General features: G+C 63.0%; 13 protein-coding genes and 1 pseudogene. 13 read left to right on the top strand and 1 reads right to left on the bottom strand.

What is annotated here, in order from left to right; genetic code table 11:
- Positions 1–58: 58 nt before the first annotated feature.
- The 8 genes from QCE48_RS11645 to QCE48_RS11610 all read left to right on the top strand — a co-directional run bounded on the left by QCE48_RS11645 (position 59) and on the right by QCE48_RS11610 (position 11,431).
- On the top strand, positions 59–1,594 hold the full coding sequence (locus QCE48_RS11645) for a mannose-1-phosphate guanylyltransferase/mannose-6-phosphate isomerase (protein ID WP_309787701.1): 1,536 nt from the start codon (positions 59–61) through the stop codon (positions 1,592–1,594).
- Between the two features lie 113 nt (positions 1,595–1,707).
- Positions 1,708–3,087: an undecaprenyl-phosphate glucose phosphotransferase gene (locus QCE48_RS11640; protein ID WP_116568082.1), complete on the top strand. Its 1,380-nt coding sequence runs from the start codon at positions 1,708–1,710 to the stop codon at positions 3,085–3,087.
- Between the two features lie 17 nt (positions 3,088–3,104).
- Positions 3,105–4,292, top strand: a complete 1,188-nt coding sequence (locus QCE48_RS11635; RefSeq protein WP_309787702.1) for a polysaccharide biosynthesis/export family protein — start codon at positions 3,105–3,107, stop codon at positions 4,290–4,292.
- A gap of 72 nt (positions 4,293–4,364) precedes the next feature.
- Positions 4,365–6,593, top strand: a complete 2,229-nt coding sequence (locus tag QCE48_RS11630) for a polysaccharide biosynthesis tyrosine autokinase (protein WP_309787703.1) — start codon at positions 4,365–4,367, stop codon at positions 6,591–6,593.
- A gap of 74 nt (positions 6,594–6,667) precedes the next feature.
- The gene (gene gmd, locus QCE48_RS11625) at positions 6,668–7,786 is read left to right on the top strand and encodes a GDP-mannose 4,6-dehydratase (protein WP_116568086.1); all 1,119 of its coding nucleotides are present in this window, start codon (positions 6,668–6,670) and stop codon (positions 7,784–7,786) included.
- Between the two features lie 6 nt (positions 7,787–7,792).
- Positions 7,793–8,749 carry a GDP-L-fucose synthase gene (locus tag QCE48_RS11620; RefSeq protein WP_309787704.1) on the top strand — a complete coding sequence of 319 codons (957 nt, stop codon included), beginning with the start codon at positions 7,793–7,795 and terminating at the stop codon, positions 8,747–8,749.
- A gap of 53 nt (positions 8,750–8,802) precedes the next feature.
- The gene (locus QCE48_RS11615; RefSeq protein WP_309787705.1) at positions 8,803–9,945 is read left to right on the top strand and encodes a glycosyltransferase family 4 protein; all 1,143 of its coding nucleotides are present in this window, start codon (positions 8,803–8,805) and stop codon (positions 9,943–9,945) included.
- 139 nt (positions 9,946–10,084) lie between these two features.
- Positions 10,085–11,431: a glycosyltransferase WbuB gene (locus tag QCE48_RS11610; protein WP_309787706.1), complete on the top strand. Its 1,347-nt coding sequence runs from the start codon at positions 10,085–10,087 to the stop codon at positions 11,429–11,431.
- Between the two features lie 229 nt (positions 11,432–11,660).
- Here the strand turns inward: QCE48_RS11610 and QCE48_RS11605 are convergent, their stop codons facing one another.
- Positions 11,661–12,227: a hypothetical protein gene (locus tag QCE48_RS11605; protein WP_309787707.1), complete on the bottom strand. Its 567-nt coding sequence runs from the start codon at positions 12,225–12,227 to the stop codon at positions 11,661–11,663.
- 226 nt (positions 12,228–12,453) lie between these two features.
- Here QCE48_RS11605 and QCE48_RS11600 point away from each other — a divergent pair, with 226 nt between their 5' ends.
- The 5 genes and pseudogenes from QCE48_RS11600 to QCE48_RS11580 form a co-directional block, all read left to right on the top strand.
- Positions 12,454–13,083, top strand: a complete 630-nt coding sequence (locus tag QCE48_RS11600) for a DapH/DapD/GlmU-related protein (protein WP_309787708.1) — start codon at positions 12,454–12,456, stop codon at positions 13,081–13,083.
- A gap of 420 nt (positions 13,084–13,503) precedes the next feature.
- Positions 13,504–15,255 (top strand): GMC family oxidoreductase, encoded by a 1,752-nt coding sequence (locus QCE48_RS11595; RefSeq protein ID WP_309787709.1) that lies wholly within the window; start codon positions 13,504–13,506, stop codon positions 15,253–15,255.
- A gap of 732 nt (positions 15,256–15,987) precedes the next feature.
- Positions 15,988–18,510 carry a type VI secretion system Vgr family protein gene (locus tag QCE48_RS11590; RefSeq protein ID WP_404983348.1) on the top strand — a complete coding sequence of 841 codons (2,523 nt, stop codon included), beginning with the start codon at positions 15,988–15,990 and terminating at the stop codon, positions 18,508–18,510.
- A 2-nt stretch (positions 18,511–18,512) separates the two neighbouring features.
- Complete coding sequence (locus QCE48_RS11585; RefSeq protein ID WP_309787710.1) at positions 18,513–18,788, top strand: hypothetical protein; 276 nt, start codon at positions 18,513–18,515, stop codon at positions 18,786–18,788.
- Positions 18,737–19,209 (top strand): annotated as a pseudogene (locus tag QCE48_RS11580) (phosphatidylserine/phosphatidylglycerophosphate/cardiolipin synthase family protein); the annotation flags it as partial. The gene QCE48_RS11585 and the pseudogene QCE48_RS11580, both read left to right, overlap by 52 nt.

The following is a 19,209-nucleotide window of genomic DNA, read 5'->3' as shown; positions in this document are numbered from 1 at the left end:
CGGTGCGTGAAGGCATTGTTCAGAGCGGAACGCACTATTTTGGGAGCAGGAGTCCACGATGACGAGAAGCGAAACGCAGGCAACGGATCAGGCAGGTTACGAGAGTGGGGTGGGGGCGGAGGCAGGCCCGGCGAAATTCGCCGGGCCGTGCCGCTCGCTTGTCCCGGTCATTCTCGCCGGAGGGTCCGGCACGCGCCTGTGGCCGATGTCCCGCGAGCAATTTCCGAAGCAGCTGATCGGCGTGGTCGGTCCCGACTCGCTGCTTCAGGCGACGGTCGCGCGCATGAAGGGCTTTTCCGGCGACTGGAACGTCGCGGCCGAGCCGATCATCGTCTGCGGCGAGGAACATCGCTTCACGACCGAAGAGCAAGTCCGCGCCAGCGGCGTGGCGGCGAAGATCGTCGTCGAGCCCGCGCGGCGCGACACGGCGCCCGCGCTGACGCTTGCCGCGGCGCTGGCGTGCGCGGACGGTGAAGACGCGATCATCGTCGCGATGCCGGCCGATCACTCGATCGCCGACATTCCCGCGCTGCATCGTGCGATCGACATCGCCGCGAAGCACGCGGAGAACGGCGCCATCGCGACGCTCGGCATTCCGCCGACGCGGCCCGACACCGGCTTCGGCTATATCCGCCTCGGCGGCGCGCTCGACGATGGCGCGCATCAGATCGATCGCTTCGTCGAGAAGCCGGCTGCCGAACTCGCGGCGCAATACGTCGCGGCCGGCACCTACTGGTGGAACAGCGGCATTTTCGTGGTGCGTGCGAGCGTGTGGCTCGCGGCGCTCGAAAAGCTGCAGCCGGAGATGCACGCCGCATGCGTCGCGGCGGTGAAGGAAGGACACACCGACGGCGCGTACCTGCGCCCGGACGCCGCCGCATTCGGCCGCACGCCGTCCGATTCGATCGACTACGCGGTGATGGAGCACGTCGGCACGCCGAGCGCGCCGTGCGCGGGCGTGGTCGTGCCGCTCGTCGCGGGCTGGTCGGACCTCGGTTCGTGGGACGCCGTCTGGGACGCGATGGAGAAGGACGAGTCGGGCAACGTGGCAAGCGGCCGCGTGGTGTTCGAAGGCGCGACCTCGAGCTATGCGCGCTCGGAAGGCGGACGGCTCGTCGCGTGTGTGGGCACGACCAACATCATCGTGGTGGAGACGGACGACGCCGTGCTCGTGTGCGACCGCTCGCGCGTGCAGGACATCAAGGGGCTCGTCTCGCGCATCCGCGAGGAGCATGCGCCTGAAGCGGAAGCGCATCGCAAGGTGCGCCGTCCCTGGGGCTTCTACGACTCGATCGATCACGGCGACCGCTTCCAGGTGAAGCGCATCGTCGTGAGCCCGGGCGCGCGCCTGTCGCTGCAGATGCATCACCACCGCGCCGAACACTGGACGGTCGTCTGCGGCACGGCGCTCGTCACGCGCGGCGAAGAGCAGTTCCTGCTCTCGGAGAACGAGTCGACGTACATCCCGCTCGGGGTGACGCACCGGCTCGAGAACCCGGGCAAGGTGCCGCTCGAGATCATCGAAGTGCAGTCGGGCTCGTACCTCGGCGAAGACGACATCGTTCGCTTCGACGATACCTACGGCCGCAGCTGAAGCAGCACAGGCAGCCTACAAGAACGACGGACACGGCATGGCGTCAAGGCTGGCAGAGAGGAGGAGCGGCGGGTAGCAGCACGTCATCGGTTTGAAGTACGGGGAGAAAGAGGATGCGCGATTTACAGGGATTACTGGCGCGGTTGTTCGACGTCGCAATGATTGTCTGCGGCGCTGCCGTGGCCTCGCAGATTCGTTTCGACAACATCGAAGCACATCGCTTCTACGTCGCCTTCGTGGCGTTCGCGGCAGCGTTTTCGCTGGCGCTCTTTCCGGGCTTCGGCGTGTATCAGTCGTGGCGCGGCCGCTCGAAGATCGTCCTCGCGAGCCAGGTGTCGCTCGCGTGGCTGATCGTGCAGGCGTGCGCGCTCGTGCTGATGTTCTCGCTGCACCGGCTCGACTACGTGTCGCGCCTGTGGTTCGCCTACTGGACCGCGATGTCCGGCGGCCTGCTCATCGCCGGGCGGCTCGTCACGCATGCGGTGCTCGGGCGGATGCGCAACGCCGGCATGAACCTGCACACGGTGGCGGTCGTCGGCTGCGGCAGGCATTGCGAATCGATCGTGCGCAAGATCGACCGTCTGCCGGCGTCCGGTTTCCGCGCGACGGCGGTCTGCAACGCGACGCCCGACAGCGGGCGCATCAATACCCGCGTGCCGGTGTTCGAGGACCACGTCGCGTTCGTGAACTACGTGCGCACGCAGGGCGTGCAGGAAGTGTGGCTTGCGCTGCCGCTCACGCATGAACGCACGATCCTCAAGTTCGTCAACGAGTTCCGCGACGATCTGGTGAACGTGCGCTTCATTCCCGACGTGAGGAGCCTCGCGCTCTTCGAATCCGGCGTGACGGATCTCCTCGGCGAGACGGCGATCAACCTCGTGGCGTCGCCGCTCTCGCCGAGCGCGATGCTTCAGAAAGAACTCTTCGATCGCGCGTTCGCGGCTGCGGCGCTCTTCGCGGTGTCGCCGCTTCTGATCATGATCGCGCTCGCGATCAAGCTCACCTCGCGCGGTCCGGTCTTCTTCAAGCAGCGCAGAAAGGGCGCGGACGGCCGCGTCTTCCTGATCTACAAGTTCCGCTCGATGCGCGTGCATACCGAGCAGGCAGGCGTGGTCCAGCAGGCGACCCGCAACGATCCGCGAGTGACACGCGTGGGCGCGTTCCTGCGCCGCACGAGCCTCGACGAGCTGCCGCAATTCTTCAACGTGCTGCGTGGCGACATGTCCGTCGTCGGTCCGCGTCCGCACGCGCTGGAGCACGACGACCTCTACCAGAAGGTCGTCTCTGGATACATCCATCGCTATCGCATCAAGCCTGGCATCACGGGCTGGGCGCAGATCAATGGTTTTCGCGGCGAAACGGACCGCATCGAAAAAATGGAGGGACGCGTCGCACACGATTTGTATTACCTCGGAAACTGGTCGTTCGGCCTCGACATGAGAATCATCGCCGCAACGATCTTCAAAGGACTACGGCACACCAACGCTTACTGACGCAGGGGACGACCAATATGCTCATCCAACAACAAACAAGCACCACGTCGCTGGCCGCCAAACGCGGCGTGTCGGGTTTCCGGCTCGGCACGCTCGCCGCGGCTGCCACGCTGTGCGCACTCTTTGCCGGTTGCGGTCTGGCTCCGGGCATGCGCATGCAGACGCCCGCGACGCTCGTCGAAACGAGCAACGATGCCGGCGATCCGGCCTCCGAAGTCAACATCCCGATCACCCCGATCGACCTGACGCTCGTGCGCAAGATGCGCGCCGAGCAGCCGGCCTCGACGGGACCCGATCCGCTCGCCGGCCTCTTCGGCACGACGAGCGCCTACACGCTCGGCGTGGGCGACGTGCTGCAGATCACGGTCTGGGATCACCCGGAACTCGTCGCGGCACTCGGCCAGCCGAACCCGAACACGCGTCCGTCGGATGCGGCGCCCGGTTTCGTCGTCGATGCGGACGGCAACCTGCAGTTCCCGTATGTGACGAAGCCGCTGCACGTCGCGGGCAAGACGGCCGAGCAGGTTCAGCGCGAGCTGTACAAGGAACTCTCGAAGGTGTTCGTGAAGCCGCAGCTCACGGTGCGCGTGTCGTCGTTCCGTTCGTCGCAGGTGTATATCGACGGCGAAGTGCGCGCACCCGGCACGCAGACCTTCAACGACATTCCGATGACGCTGACGGAAGCCATCGGTCGTGCGGGCGGTTTCGCACCGACCGCGGATCAAAGCCGCGTGACACTGATGCGTGACGGTACGACTTATCACATCAACATGGCCGGCATGACGAAGAAGGGCCGCACGCCTTCGGACATCGTGCTCAAGCCGGGCGATTCGCTGCGCGTCGATTCGCGCGACGAGAACGGCATCTACGTGATGGGCGAAGTGAACAAGCCCGCCACCGTGCTGCCGATGAAGAACGGCAAGCTCACGCTGTCCGACGCGATTTCGCAGGCAGGCAGCCTGAACCAGGAAACGTCGAATCCGAAAGAGACTTACGTGATCCGCAACGGACAGAGCGACAAGCCGGAGATCTACAAGCTGGATGCGCGTTCGCCGGTCTCGATGCTGCTCGCGAACAACTTCGAGCTGCAACCGAAGGACGTCGTGTACATCGACAACAGCGGTCTCGTGCGCTTTAGCCGCGTGCTGAACCTGCTGCTGCCGGCCATCAACGCAGGCTTGACCGCAGCAATCGTAACCAAGTAAGCGAAGTAAGCGAGTAGGCGCGCGGGGGTCGCGCGCCGCCCAATGCGCAAGTCAGAAAGAGTGAGCGAGACCATGGCGATGAACTTTGACACACGATACTCGGACGTTTCGACGGGGGACGAGCTGCGATTATCGGACTATCTGGCGGCCGTTCTCGGCAACTGGAAGTTAGTTACCTCCGTCATGATCGCGGTGATCGCATTGGGGGCGGCGTATGCGTTCCTCGCACCGCCCACGTACCGGGCGGATGCGCTGATCCAGGTAGAAGAAAGCAACAACGCGAACAACAATAACAACAACCAGAACGCGATGCAGACCGTGTCGCAGATGTTCGACTCCAAGTCGACGACTGCCGCGCAAATCGAGCTGCTGCGCTCGCGCCTCGTCGTGGAAGACGCGGTCCAGCGCATGCACCTCGACATCACGGCGGCGCCGCGCTACTTCCCGTTCGTCGGCGGACTCATCTCGAGCGCGCTGTCGACGTTCAACATGCCGATGCCCAAGGGCTACATGCAGCGCTTCGCATGGGGCAACGAGCAGATCGAAGTGCCGCTCTTCGACACGCCGAAGGAGCAGTACGAGAAGACCTTCACGCTCGTCGCAGGCGAAAACGGCAGCTACGTGCTGAACGATCCGGACGGCGTCGCGATCCTCACCGGCCGTGTCGGCGAAGTCGTGTCGGGCTCGAGCACGCTCGGTCCGGTGAAGCTGAAGGTCGACAAGCTGATCGGCCCGGCGGGATCGCAGTTCGAACTGCAACGCGCCTCGACGCTCGGCACTATCGACCTGCTGCAAAAGCGCCTGACGGTGGCCGAGACCGCGCTGCAATCCGGCATCATCGGCGTGAGCCTCGAAGGCGGCGACAGCAAGCAGGCCTCGATGATCGTCAACAACATCGCCCGCCGCTTCGTGCAGCAGGATGTCGAGAAGCGTTCGCTCGAAGCCGAGCACACGCTCGCGTTCCTCGACGAACAACTGCCCGAACTGCGCAAGCAGCTCGACGCGGCGGAACAGCGCTACAACACGTTCCGCAATCGTCAGGGCACGGTCGACCTCTCCGAGGAAAGCCGCCTCTTGCTGCAACAGATCGTGGACAACAAGACCAAGCTCACCGATCTGCAACAGCAACGTGCCGAGATGTCGCAACGCTTCACGGCGAACCATCCGTCGGTGCAGGCACTCGACGCGCAGATCGGCGCGCTGTCGAGCGCGCAGACCCGTCTCGGCAAGAGCGTGTCCGTGCTGCCGGATACCGAGCAGACCGCGCTGCGCCTGTTGCGTGACGTGCGGGTGAACACCGAGCTGTACACGAACCTCCTGAACACGGCGCAGCAATTGCGCGTCGCGAAGGCCGGCCAGATCGGCAACGTGCGGGTCGTGGACTTCGCGCAAGCCGCCGACGATCCCGTTCGTCCGAAGCGCCTGATCGTGATCCTGATCAGCGCCGGCGTGGGCTTGCTGCTCGGCATCATCGTCGCGTTCGTTCGCAAGGCGCTGTATGGCGGCGTGGAGCGTCCGGAAGACATCGAGCGTCAACTGGGCGTGCGCGTGTTCGCCATCGTCCCGCGCAGCAATACGCAACTGCGTCTGCAACGCAAGGTCGGCCAGCGTCACGAAGGACTGCACGTGCTCGCCGCTCAAGCGCCGGAAGACGCCGCAGTGGAAGGCATCCGCGGGCTGCGCACGTCGCTGCAACTGCAGATGGCCGATGCACGCAACAACGTCGTGATGCTGACGGGCTCGCGTCCCGAAGCCGGCAAGTCGTTCCTCTCGGTCAACCTCGCGACGCTCGTTGCATCGACGAGAAAGCGCGTCCTCCTGATCGACGGCGACATGCGTCGCGGCGACATCCACTCGCACTTCGGCGTGCGTCATTCGCCGGGTCTGTCCGACGTGCTGATGGGTGCCGACGTGTCGGGCGCGATCCTGCACGACGTGCTGCCGGGCGTCGACCTGATCACCAAGGGATCGCTGCCGTCGCATCCGTCCGAGCTCCTGATGAGCGATCGCCTCGGCGAAGTGCTCGAAGACCTGAAGCACCGCTACGACCTCGTCATCGTCGACACGCCGCCGGTTCTCGCGGTCACCGATGCGACCGTCATCGGCAAGCATGCGGGCACGAGCCTGCTCGTCGTGCGCCACGGCAAGAACCAGGTGCAGGAGATCGGCGAAACGATGAAGCGCCTGCACCACGGCGGCGTGAACATGAAGGGTGTTTTGCTGACGGACGTACCGCAGTCGAAGATGCTGATGGGTAGCACCTACGCAGGCTATTACGGCTACGAGAGCATCTCCGAATAAAGAGATCGTGGACACAAACACACGGCGCGCCACCGAGCGCGCCGAATCGAACAGGCTAATAGGCGAGGTTGAGAATGAATCGTAAAGTCGCATTGATCACGGGCATCACGGGGCAGGATGGTTCGTATCTGGCGGAGTTGCTGCTCGAGAAGGGCTACGAGGTGCACGGCGTAAAGCGCCGCAGCTCGCTCTTCAACACGGACCGCATCGACCACCTGTATCGCGATCCGCACGATCCGGACCAGCGTCTCTTCCTGCATCACGGCGACCTGACCGATTCGACGAGCCTCCTGCGCATCGTGCAGCGCGTGATGCCGGACGAAATCTACAATCTCGCGGCGCAAAGCCACGTCGCGGTCTCCTTCGAAGAGCCGGAATACACGGCCAATGCCGACGGCATCGGCACGCTGCGCATCCTGGAAGCGATCCGCATTCTCGGGCTCGAAAAGAAGACGCGCTTCTACCAGGCTTCGACGTCCGAACTCTACGGCCTCGTGCAAGAGATTCCGCAGAAGGAAACCACGCCGTTCTATCCGCGCAGCCCCTATGCGGTCGCGAAGCTCTATGCTTACTGGATCACGGTGAACTACCGCGAAGCGTATGGCATGTATGCGTGCAACGGCATCCTGTTCAACCACGAGTCGCCGGTACGCGGCGAGACGTTCGTCACGCGCAAGATCACGCGTGCCATCGCTCGCATCGCGGTCGGCCTGCAGGACGACCTGTACCTCGGCAATCTCTCCGCGTTGCGCGACTGGGGCCATGCGCGCGACTACGTCGAGATGCAATGGATGATGCTGCAGCAGGAACAGCCGGAAGACTTCGTGATCGCGACGGGCGTGCAGTACAGCGTGCGCGACTTCGTGCAGCAGGCCGCCGCCGAACTCGGCGTGCATGTGCGCTTCGAAGGCGAAGGCGTGAACGAAGTGGGTATCGTCGATCGCGTCGAGAGCCGCGAAACCAAGCTCACGCCGGGACAGGTGATCGTGCGCGTCGATCCGCGCTACTTCCGCCCGACCGAAGTCGAGACGCTGCTCGGCGATCCGACGAAGGCGCATACGAAGCTCGGCTGGAAGCCGCAGACCTCGTTCTCGTCGCTCGTGAAGGAAATGGTGCGCTCGGACTTCCAGATCGCGCGTCGCGACGCGCTCGTCACGCTGGCGGGTTTCAAGGCTCTCGAACATCACGAGTAAAGAACCATGGACAAGAACGCACGCATCTTCGTGGCGGGGCATCGGGGAATGGTCGGGTCGGCGCTTGTGCGCCGGCTTGCGAAGGCAGGCTACCGCAACATCGTGACGCGCACGCGTGCGCACCTCGATCTGACCGACCAGGGCGGCGTCAACCTTTTCTTCGAGGAGCAGCAGATCGACGTGGTGTTGCTGGCGGCGGCGCGCGTCGGCGGCATCTACGCGAATTCGACGATGCCGGCCTCGTTCATCTACGAGAACCTGGCGATCGAGACCAATGTGATCCACGCGGCATGCCGCTGGAACGTGTCGAAGCTCGTGTTCTTCGGTTCGTCGTGCATCTATCCGAAGGCCTGCCCGCAGCCGATCAAGGAGGAATATCTCCTGACCTCCGCGCTCGAGCCGACCAACGAAGCCTATGCGATTGCGAAGATCGCGGGCCTGAAGATGTGCGAGGCCTATAACGCGCAATACGGCACGAAGTTTGTCTCGCTGATGCCGACCAACCTGTACGGTCCGAACGACAACTACGACCTGAAGAGCAGTCATGTCCTGCCCGCGCTGATCAGGAAGGCGCATGAAGCGAAGGTGCGCGGCGCGGGTTCGCTCGAGGTCTGGGGCTCGGGCACGCCGCGGCGCGAATTCCTGCACGTCGACGACCTCGCCGATGCCGCGACTTTCCTGATGGAAGGCGATGTCGCCGATGGCGTGTTCAACGTCGGCATGGGCGACGACCTGACGATCCGCGATCTCGCACGGACCGTGTGCCGGGTGGTCGGCTTCGAGGGCGAGCTCGTCTTCGATGCGACGAAGCCCGATGGCACGCCGCGCAAGCTGCTCGATGTGTCGAAGCTCGAACGGATGGGCTGGAAGGCGACGATCGCCCTCGAAGACGGCATCCGCGCGACGTATGCGGACTTCCTGGAACATCACGCGGCATCGACACCGATGGCGGTAGCGGAATGAGCACTCACCTGAACGCGGACATACGCGGTTCCACTTCCAGGGAAGAAAAGAAAATGACAGGCTCCGTCACGATCTTTCATAACGTGGTGTGGTCGCGGCACAAGGGAGCGGTGCTCTCCGCGCTGCACAACATCTCGGGCAGCGGTTCGATCCGTTACTCGATGGTGCAGATCGCCGACACGGAGCACGACCGGATCGGCTTCTCAGACGTGGACTATTCGTTCCATCGTTATCCGATGAAGAAGCTCTACAGCGGCTGCTACGAGGACGTGCCCACCTGGCGTCTGACGATGCGCCTCACGTGGGAAGTGCTGAAGGCGAAGTCCGATCTCGTCGTGCTGCCTGGCTATCACCGTCCCGAGTACTGGGCGATGATGCTCGCCTGCATCCTGACCGGCAAGCGCCGCGCCGTGTTCTGTGATTCGACCGGCAACGACCGGCCGCGCCGGATGCTGACGTCGATTCCGAAGCGCGTGTTCTTCTCGCTGTGCGACGGCTACTTCGGCTTCGGCCAGCGCAGCCGCGAGTATCTGATGTCGCTCGGCGCGAAGCAGGAAAAGATCTTCATTCCGTGCCAGGCCGCGGCGCTACCGCGCTCGTTCGCGCCGGAGACGGCGGTGGCCGATCGCGTTCACTATCGTCAGGGCAATGCGCCGGTGTTCCTGTTCGTCGGGCGCCTGTCGGAAGAGAAGGGCATCGGCACGCTGCTCGATGCGTTCGCCGGAATCAAGCAACGGATTCCGGACGCTTCGCTGCGCATCGTCGGCACGGGTCCGATGGGCGACCAGTTGAAGCAGAAGGTCGTCGACATCGGCCTGACCGGCTCGGTGCATTTTCTCGGCAGCCTGCAGGACGAGCCGCTCTCGCGCGAATATTTCGGCGCCACCAGCATGGTGCTGCCGAGCCGGAGCGAACCGTGGGGCCTCGTCACCAACGAAGCACTGAGCCACGGCTGTCCTGTGATCGTCAGCGAGAGTTGTGGCTGCGTGCCCGAACTCGTGATCGACGGCGTGACCGGCTACTCGTTTCCCGCCGGCGACGTTCCGGCCTTGCAACGCACGCTGTTGAAGGCGCTCGAAGCGTTCTCCGATACGGCCGGTGTCGCAACGCGTTGCGTCGACGTGATTCAGCGGTTCGATCCCCCGTCGGCCGCGGCGAACATCGCGCGCGGCTGCGCGATGATGCTGATGGACTGATTTTTCTAACGGAGAGCAAGCGTCACCGCATTACAGAAAGAGAAAGGGCCTGCGAGACGGGATGCCGGATCGCAGGCCGGTGCCGATCGCCGCGCATCACGATGCGTGGCGACGGTGCGGCCGTCGGGCGAGGGACCAAATGAAAATTCTGATCTACGGGCTCAACTATGCGCCCGAGTTGACGGGTGCGGGCAAGTACACGGCGGAGATGGCCGAGGCGCTGGCAGCGCGCGGCCATGACGTGCGCGTGGTGTGCGCACCGCCTTACTATCCGGAGTGGAAGGTCGCCGAAGGCTTCTCATGGTGGCGCGGCCGCCGTGAGACGTTGCGCGGCGTCGAAGTTGCGCGGGCGCCGCTCTGGGTACCCAAGCGTCCTAGCGGCGTGAAGCGGCTGATGCATCTCGCATCGTTCGCGGCGGCATCGCTTCCGGCCCTCGTCTCGCATGCGCGCTGGCGGCCGCAGGTCGTGATGACGATCGCGCCGAGCCTTCTCAATGCACCGGCCGCGCTCGCGCTCTCGTTCGTCACGCGAGCGAATTCGTGGCTGCATATCCAGGACTTCGAAGTCGACGCCGCGTTCGAACTCGGCTTGCTCAAGAGCGAACGGGCGGGGCGTGCGGCGCTCGCGATCGAGCGATGGCTCATGCAGCGCTTCAAGGTCGTCTCGTCGATCTCCGACAAGATGGTGGAGCGCGCCAAGCGCAAGGGCGTCACCGATACGAACGCGTTCCTGCTGCCGAACTGGGTCGATACGACCGCGATCTTTCCGCTCGACCGACCGAGCGAATTCCGTCGCGAGCTGAACATCGCCGAGCATGCGAAGGTCGTGCTCTATTCGGGCAACATGGGCGCGAAGCAGGGTCTCGAAGTGCTGGCCGAGACCGCTGCCGCGATGGCCGATCGCGAGGACATCGTGTTCGTGTTCTGCGGCAACGGCGCGACCAAGGCGAAGTTGCAGGCGCGCTGCGCGGGTCTGCCGAACTGCCGCTTCATGTGTCTGCAGCCGGTCGAGCGTCTGAACGAACTGCTCAATCTCGCGGACATTCACGTGCTGCCGCAGCGAGGCGACGTCGCCGATCTCGTGATGCCGTCGAAGCTCACCGGCATGTTCGCGAGCGCGCGCGCGGTCATTGCGATGGCGCAGCCCGGTATGGAGCTGTTCGAGGCGGTGAACACGCGCGGCGTGGTGGTGCCGCCGGAGAACGTCGAGAAGCTCGCCGAAGCGATCGACATGCTCGTCGACGATCCCGCGCTGCGCGCGTATCTCGGTGCGCAGGGGCGCCGGTTTGCTCAGGAACGGCTGTCGCCGGTTGCGGTGTTCGGGCGTCTCGAGGACAAGCTGGCTTCACTTGTCGGGGGCCGGCCTCTGGACGGGCGGCATGTCGAAGTCGGCGACGCGATCGGCGTCGATGCAGCGGAGATGCCGTTCGCACGGGTCAGTGAGGCTTCGCCGGTGATGCTGCAGTCGGTCGAGAAGATCGAGTAGGACCGGGGCGCTGGCGCTTGGGGTTTTGAGTTGGGCTTTCTGCCTGCCGGCTGATGCGGTTTTGCTTTTGCTTCTGTGGAACTTGCTTTCTTAGCGGTCTATTAGCTCTGCCCCTGTCCGGGGCGGAGCTAATGGACCGACGCGAATACAAGTTCCACCACAGAGAAGCGCAAGCGCCCCGGACGGGGTTAAACAACCCAAACTCCACCGAAAGCGCCAGCGACCACCCTCACCACGGTGACTTGTAAATCTCCCGCGGCTTGGCCGCCGCAACGGGCTTGCCGCCCACCGGCTGCTGATACAACGCCGCCGCCGCTCCGTCCGGCGTCTGCATCATCTTCGCATCGCGATTGCGGGCAAGCGGGCGCAACTGGACCCGCCCGCCGCCCTGGCCCGCCATCGGCTCGGCGCCATCCTGCTTCGCCAATAATTTGTCTGTCGGCGACGATCCCTGCACCGTCTTCGCGTTTGCATTCGTCACCGGCCCGCGCTGTCCGCCCTTGCCGTTCATCGGCGTGCCGTACGGGTCCGCATAGGCCTTCGGCGTGCCGAGCATGTCGAGCTCGGCCGCATCGGCGCCATTGCCGAGCGGCGCCGCATGCGCGCTCTGCGCGCATAGCAGCGCCGCCGGAACACACAGCGCGGCGAAGAGCGAAAGGAAGGTCGAGCGGATCTTGCGTGTCATGAAGTTCTCCTGTGCGCCCACGATCCGGCGCATGCCGGCGGGGATGTCGATGGTCTCGCCAGACGAATTTTCCGCCAGCGCGAGCGCATTCGTATGCATGCGCGCGTACATGAAAACAGGATATTCCGAGTGCCCGGCCGCTACCGCCAAAAGTCTTTCTCATGCGGCCATTCGTGCAGTAGCGCACGCGGGCGCCTGCACCCTTCGACCATAATCGATTTCAACAAAGATCGGTTTAAATGATCAATGAGAGGCGAGCCTTCACGGCTGCGAACGCCCTTGAGCAAAGCACTTAAAAGCACTCGAAGTGCATGGCTATCACGCGGGGATCGGTCAAATGGAAAGGGCGATAGAGGAACGTTGCGTCGGCGAGGCCCGCAGCACGGACAACGCGCAGACACCCGGTTTCGGTGCGCGGGGCAAGGTGATCGACCTGTCGAAGGCCGGTCCGGGCAATTACGTCGCGAAGCGCAGCTTTTTCATCGAGACCGTCTGGTTCTTCCTCGAAGCATGTTTCATCAATAACAAGCTGATTCCGGTTTCGTCGCTGCGTGTCGCGCTGCTGCGCGCGTTCGGCGCGCGGATCGGGAAGAACTGCCGCATGCCGCATCCGATCCGCGTGAAGGCGCCGTGGAATCTCGAAGTCGGCGACAACTGCTGGTTCGGCGTGGACGCATGGATCTATAACCAGACCTCGATTCGCATCGGCTCGAATGTCTGCATCTCGCAAGGCGCGTTTCTCACGACGGGTTCGCACGACGCCGCCGGCAACATGGACCTGCGCGTTGCACCGATCGTCATCGAGGACGGCGTGTGGATCACATCGAAATGCGTGGTGCAGATGGGCGTGACGATCGGACGCTCCGCACTCGTGACCCCGATGTCGGTCGTGCATCGCTCGCTCGAAGCGGAAGGCGTGTACGGCGGTAATCCGGTGCGATACATCAGGAAGCGTTTTTCCGCGTAATTCGCCATACGTGGGCTGCACGGCATGCGTCGCAGCGCACGGTTTCTATGCATGAATCGCAGTACCGGATGCGAACCGTCGGCAGAGAACGGACGCATGTGCCCGGGGTGACGGAAGAGCTTGGCCGTAAGCGCCGCCAGTTTGGCGGGTCGGCTATTTCTTCCGGGTCGAATATCACGGGGGGCAATGCTTGAAAGTTCTCGCTGCCGCGCGGGACAGCCGTGGCTGTCGCCGCTCGCATCGCCGGGAACCGGTGAGGACGCGCGAATCCTGCACGAGTCCTGTCGTCGTCAAGGCGCGAAGGGACCGCGGGCGGAAGCGGCGTATCGATTGTGGATCGCGACAGCGTGTCGGTTCGACCGAAGGGTTCGGTCGTGGACCAGAAGAATCGCTGAGCACGAGTGAGAGGGAGTACGGGGAATGTTCATCGACAGCCGTAGCGTAGAAGATGGCGCAGTCATCGAGACCACGGTGTGCATCATCGGCGCGGGGGTGGCGGGCATTACGCTCGCGCGGGAGCTGGAAAAACAGGGCATCGGCGCCTGCCTGCTGGAAAGCGGCGGCTACAAGGCCGATAGCGATACGCGGGACCTGTATCGCGGCGAAAACGTCGGCGTGCCCTACGAATTCGCCGACGGTTGCCGCAGCCGCTTTCTCGGCGGCAGCAGCAACTGCTGGGGCGGCTGGTGCCGTCCGCTCGATCCCTGGGACTTCGACAAGCGCGACTGGGTGAAGGACAGCGGCTGGCCTTTCAGCCTGGACGAACTGCGCCCGTATTACGCGCGCACGCACGCGCTTCTGAAGCTCGGCGAGAACAACTTCGAGCCGGCGTACTGGGAAGCGGCGATCCACCGCAACGACGTGCGGCGTCATCCGTTCCCGACCGGCAAGGTGCGCGACACGATCTCGCAGTTCAGCCCGCCGGTGCGCTTTGGCAAGGTGTATCGCGAGGAGTTGCTTAACGCGCGGCACGTGCGCGTCTTCCTGTATGCGAACGCGCTCAACATCGACACCGATCGTGACGCTAAGTCCGTCACGAAGATCGATGTCGGCACGCTGTCGGGCCGGCGCTTTGCGGTGAAGGCGAAGGTCTTCGTGCTGGCGACGGGCGGGATCGAGAATGCGCGGCTCCTGCTGTCATCGAACAAGGTGCAGAAGACGGGCCTCGGCAACGGGCATGACCTGGTGGGCCGCTATTTCATGGATCATCCGCGGATCATGTCGGCTAAGGTGAACTTCAAGAAGGCGTGGGCGCGCAACAAGCTCTACGACATCAAATATCACTATCAGAATACGGCGGTCGCTGCGCACGGCACGTTCATTTCGTCGCAGTTCGCGCTGACGAAGGACGTGCTCGAGAAGGAAAAGCTGCTGAATGCGCGCTCGTGGTTCTACTCGGTTTTCAAGGGCGAGAACACGGCAGGGTCGGAGGCGCTGATTCGCTGCAAGCAGGGGTTGCTCAAGAAGGACCAGCCGGGCTGGAACTTCACGCAGGACCTGCTGACGATGATGTCGCATCCGGTCGATACCGCGTGCTTCGGGCTTGCGCGTCTTCTGCAGCCGCGCCCGCTCATCACGGAAGTGAAGATTCAGACGATCGTCGAGGCCGAGCCGAATCGCGACAGCCGCGTGACGCTCTCGGACAAGAAGGACAGTCTCGGTCTGAATCGCGTCAAGGTGGACTGGCAGGTGACGGAACTCGTGAAGCGCACGTTCGACCGCACGGTTGCGCTGCTCGCGGACGAGTTGCAGCGCGGCGGCGTGGCGGATGTCGAACTCGACGAGACGCTGGAAGGCAAGCCGTGGCCCGCGCAACTGGAAGGAACGTGGCATCACATGGGCACGACGCGCATGCACGATTCGCCGAAGGAAGGGGTCGTCGACCGGAACTGCAAGGTGCACGGCATGAGCAATTTTTATGTCGCGGGTAGCTCGGTGTTCCCGACCGTGGGGGCGAACTTCCCGACCATCACGATTGCCGCGATGACACTACGTCTGTCCGAGCACATCGCGCATGCGCTCAAGACGTCGGAAGGCACGAGCGCGACGGTGACGCCGATCATCGTCGGGGAGCATCAGCCGATGGAACGGCCGGAGGAAGAGCCGTTGCCGTTCGCGGCTTCGACGCTGCATATGCCGTCGGATTTAGCTTTTCAGATGGGCAAGAAGTAGGGGATGGTGTTGGCGCTCGGGCGGGGTTGGATTTGTTTTGTTGAACGCCGTCCGGTGCGCTTGCGCATTTGCTGAACTTGCTGATAGGTATGAGACTCGTCGCGCTCGCGCCGATGTCGCTCGCATTCGCACGGCAATCCACACCCGGCGTTGACGCACAACGCCGCCAGGACCTCGCGTCCCTGCCGCTCGATACGTCTGCTTTCCCATTCGCCCACTGCAACTCGACGGCGATCCGTTCGCGTGACTCGAAGCGCTGTCACATCCGGTCATCGGGCAATCCCCCGAGGGGACTTCCGCCCGGGCGTGCCTCCGCAAGCGCGCGATTCAGGCGATTCAGAACGCCGCGAATAATGCGCTGATTGAACGCGGCTACGCCAGCACGTAAATCAAGCTTGATCACCGAATCGGCCACAGGTTTGTCGACGGCCAGTTCCCGCGCCTGCTACCCGCTCGACGATGCGTCGGAAATAGGCTGGCGCGCAATTCTGTGAAGGTTTGTTAATTGCCGATTATCACGCATTAATTTCGTTGACCTGACGGGTATTAAATGTTCAATTAATAGATCTGGCAGCTAACGCTGCGTCGCTGGTCTTTTTGAAGGAGCCGGGAGTGGCAGAGTTTGATTTACTGCGGAAGGGCGTCACAGGACGCCAAGCGTATTTTCTCGACGTGCCCGGCCCGCAAAGCGCGGCAGCGCTCTCGGTCGTGTCGTTTGAGGCAACCGAAAAAATGGGCGCACCCACCGAGACGCGCATCGTAGTGACTCACCCGCAGCAACTCGCGCGGGCCGACTACCTGAATCTCGATGCGGTATTTTCCGTCGTGCCCGAGGATGGCTCGATCCGAAAATTCACCGGATTCATTTCGCGCTTTTCAACGGTTCAAACCACGAAGGACTATGTAAAGTTCGAAATCGTCCTGAAATCGCATTTCGGACGGCTCCAGGCTGTCACGAACACACGGCCCTACCAGAACCTCACGACACCGCAGATCATCCAGACGATTTTACGCAGGCACGGCATCGACAATCACCAGATGTCGTTTCGGCTGCGTCGTCAGTATCCGGTCCATCTCTGGCGCTTCCAATACCAGACGACGGACTTCGATTACGTGCATATGCTTTTGGAGAAAGCAGGCATCTACTGCTATGTGATCGAGACGGAACACGGCGACCAGATTGTATTCGGCGATGACATTGACCATTACCTTTACGACGATCCGCAACGGATCGTGCCGTATCGCGAGGCTGCGGGTCTCGAAGCCAACGGCGTGGAGGCGGTAACAACACTGAAGACTCACACGGAGACGGTGCCGCAATCGTTCACGGTCGCGGATTACAACCCGGAACAGGCGTGGGAGCGGTTCAGGGACGAGGCCAATATCGCACCGCAGGACCCGACCACCTACGGCCAGCCCTATATCTACGGAACGCATCACCTCGACCAGGCCGGCGCGCGGTGGGAGGCGCAACTCCGGCATGAAGCGGCCATCGCCCGACAGGTGATCTACGAGGGCGAGAGCACCGTGCTGACCTTGCAATGCGCGCGCGTGCTGGAAACCGATATCGTCCTGCCCGACGCGCCGAAAGGCCAGGTCGTGATCGAGGTTACGCACAGGGGCGCACGCGATGTGTCCTATTCAAACAGCTTCAAGGCGATTCCCGCTGACCGGCGTTTTCGTCTCCAGCTTGAACCGGGAAATTGGGCTCGCATTGCCGGCACGCTTTCGGCACGCGTTTGCAGCCCGGATAAATACACCTATAGCTATATCAATGCTTCCGGCTATTACATCGTTCGTCTGGATGCCGACTTCGGCAACTGGCCCAATGGTGGCGAGAGCGTACCGCTGCGTCTGGCGAAGCCGTTCGCGGGCAAGCTGCAAACCGGTATGCACTTTGTCGCGCTGGATAACGACGAGGCCGTGATTTCGTTCCGGGACGGCGACCCGGACAAGCCAGAGATTTGCGGGTTCCACCATCACAGCCAGGCGCGCGATCTGGTGACGAATGACCGTCGCTGGCTGTCGCGCAACATCATCCGCACGCAAAAGAACAACAAGCTTCGTTTCGAAGACTGGGCCGGCCAGGAAGGCGTCAAGCTCAGTACGGAACACTCGGGCAAGTCGCAGCTGAATCTCGGCTATCTGGTGAACAGCAAACTGGCAAACCGGGGCCAAGGCTATGAACTGCGGTCTTCGGGCTGGGGGGCGCTGCGCGCAGGCAAGGGCGTGATGGTCACGGCTTACGACCGCCCCGGCGCGACTGGCAAGCAACTGGACATGCAGGAGCCTATCGCCCAACTCGAAAGCGCACTGGCGACGGCGAAGGCGTTGGCGGCGTCCGCCACGAGCGCGAAGGCCGAGCCAGCCGACACCGACGCGCAGCAGAAGATGAAGGACGGCTTCGACGGTTTAAAGAAGCCCGGCCTGCTGATGAGCACACCCGCCTCGGCGGGCATCGTCGCTGGCGGCGGCGTACAGCTTTCGGCGCAGGACAGCATCAACGCAGTGGCCGGAAAGAATGCCGACTTCAGTGTGCTGAAGCGGTTCACGGTCGCGGCGGGTGAAAGGATATCGCTGTTCGTGCAGAAATTCGGCTTCAAGGCTTTTGCCGCTCAAGGGCCGGTCGAAATTCAGGCACAGAGCGATGCGATGTCGCTGATTGCGGACCAGGACCTGACGATGGCGAGCGTCAACGGCACGGTGCGCATCTGCGCGAAGAGGGAACTCACGCTCGAATCCGGCGGTGCGTTCATCAACATAAAGGACGGCAGTATCACGCTCGGCGGTCCGCTCGATCTTTTCATCAAGACGATTACGGTGCAAAAGAAAGGCGCGGCATCGCTGAACATGCCGCTGGACCTGAACCATCCGGCGCTTGCCGGTATGCCGACCACGCCCCTGACGTTTTACGCAGGCGCATCGCCCGCCTCGCGAGCGGCGATTCCCGCGAATATGCCCTATAGCCTTTTCGCGGACGGTACGCTGGTCAAGCAGGGCGTGATGGACGAAACCGGCTTGCTTCAGGTCGAACACCACCCCACGACGCAGCAATACACGCTCAAGCTCGCCAACGGCGCGAGTTACACGATGCCCGTGGCCGACCAATACCGGGGCAACGCCGATAACGGCGCGCTCGCCAATAGCGGATTTCACTTCTACGAAGGGCAAGACGGGACGGGGGCGAACGCCGTCGATCGTGCCCAGCACCGTACTGACTACAACAAACTGCTCAGCCCGGATACGGATGCCTAACCATGACCCAACAACCTTCAATTACCGTGCCGCTTGCGTTGTCCTGCACGCGTAGTGCCTGGATCACCCTACCGTGGTTCGTGCAAAAAGCAGAGCATTCGTACCGCCCGATGGCGGCGACCTACGAGCCGCTTGTCAATGGCGATGCTGCATTCGGCGCGCTGTATGACGCCATTGATCAAGCGACTCGATCCATTGATTACGTTGCTGGGGTTTCCAGCCGTCAATGTATTTCAAACGCGATGGCGGCAAATCGCTTCGTATCGGCGATCTTCTGATCAAGAAGGCTAAAGCGGGCGTCAGGGTCCGCATTCTGTGCTGGCTCGATTCGGCCTGGATCGCGCAAATCAGCGAACAGGAGGTGCCCGGGTGGACGGAGGGAGCGCGGTTCATGACACAGAACGAGGATGCCCAACAGATCGCGTACGACCGGAACTGGTATCACAACGCCTTGTTGCCGGCTGGCGGCAAACCTTCGGGGGCTATGCCAGCCGGAGCGCAGATGTATACAGCACTCCGGCAGGACGCGAACCAGATGTTCGGCTCGCAGTCCTTCAAGGATATCGGCATCGAACTGGTGACGCGCGACTTCTCCCGGCACGACCGCGAGGAAATCATGTATCGCGAGAAGCTTCTGCGCGGAAGCGGCAATGGTCCAACGTTGGGGACCATAGCCGCGTATGGCGTGGAACCATCGCA

This window comes from Caballeronia sp. LZ024, assembly GCF_031451455.1.
Taxonomy (GTDB): Bacteria; Pseudomonadota; Gammaproteobacteria; order Burkholderiales; family Burkholderiaceae; genus Caballeronia; species Caballeronia telluris.
Note: the sequence above shows the minus strand (reverse complement) of the source record. Positions and strands in the feature narration are given on the sequence as shown.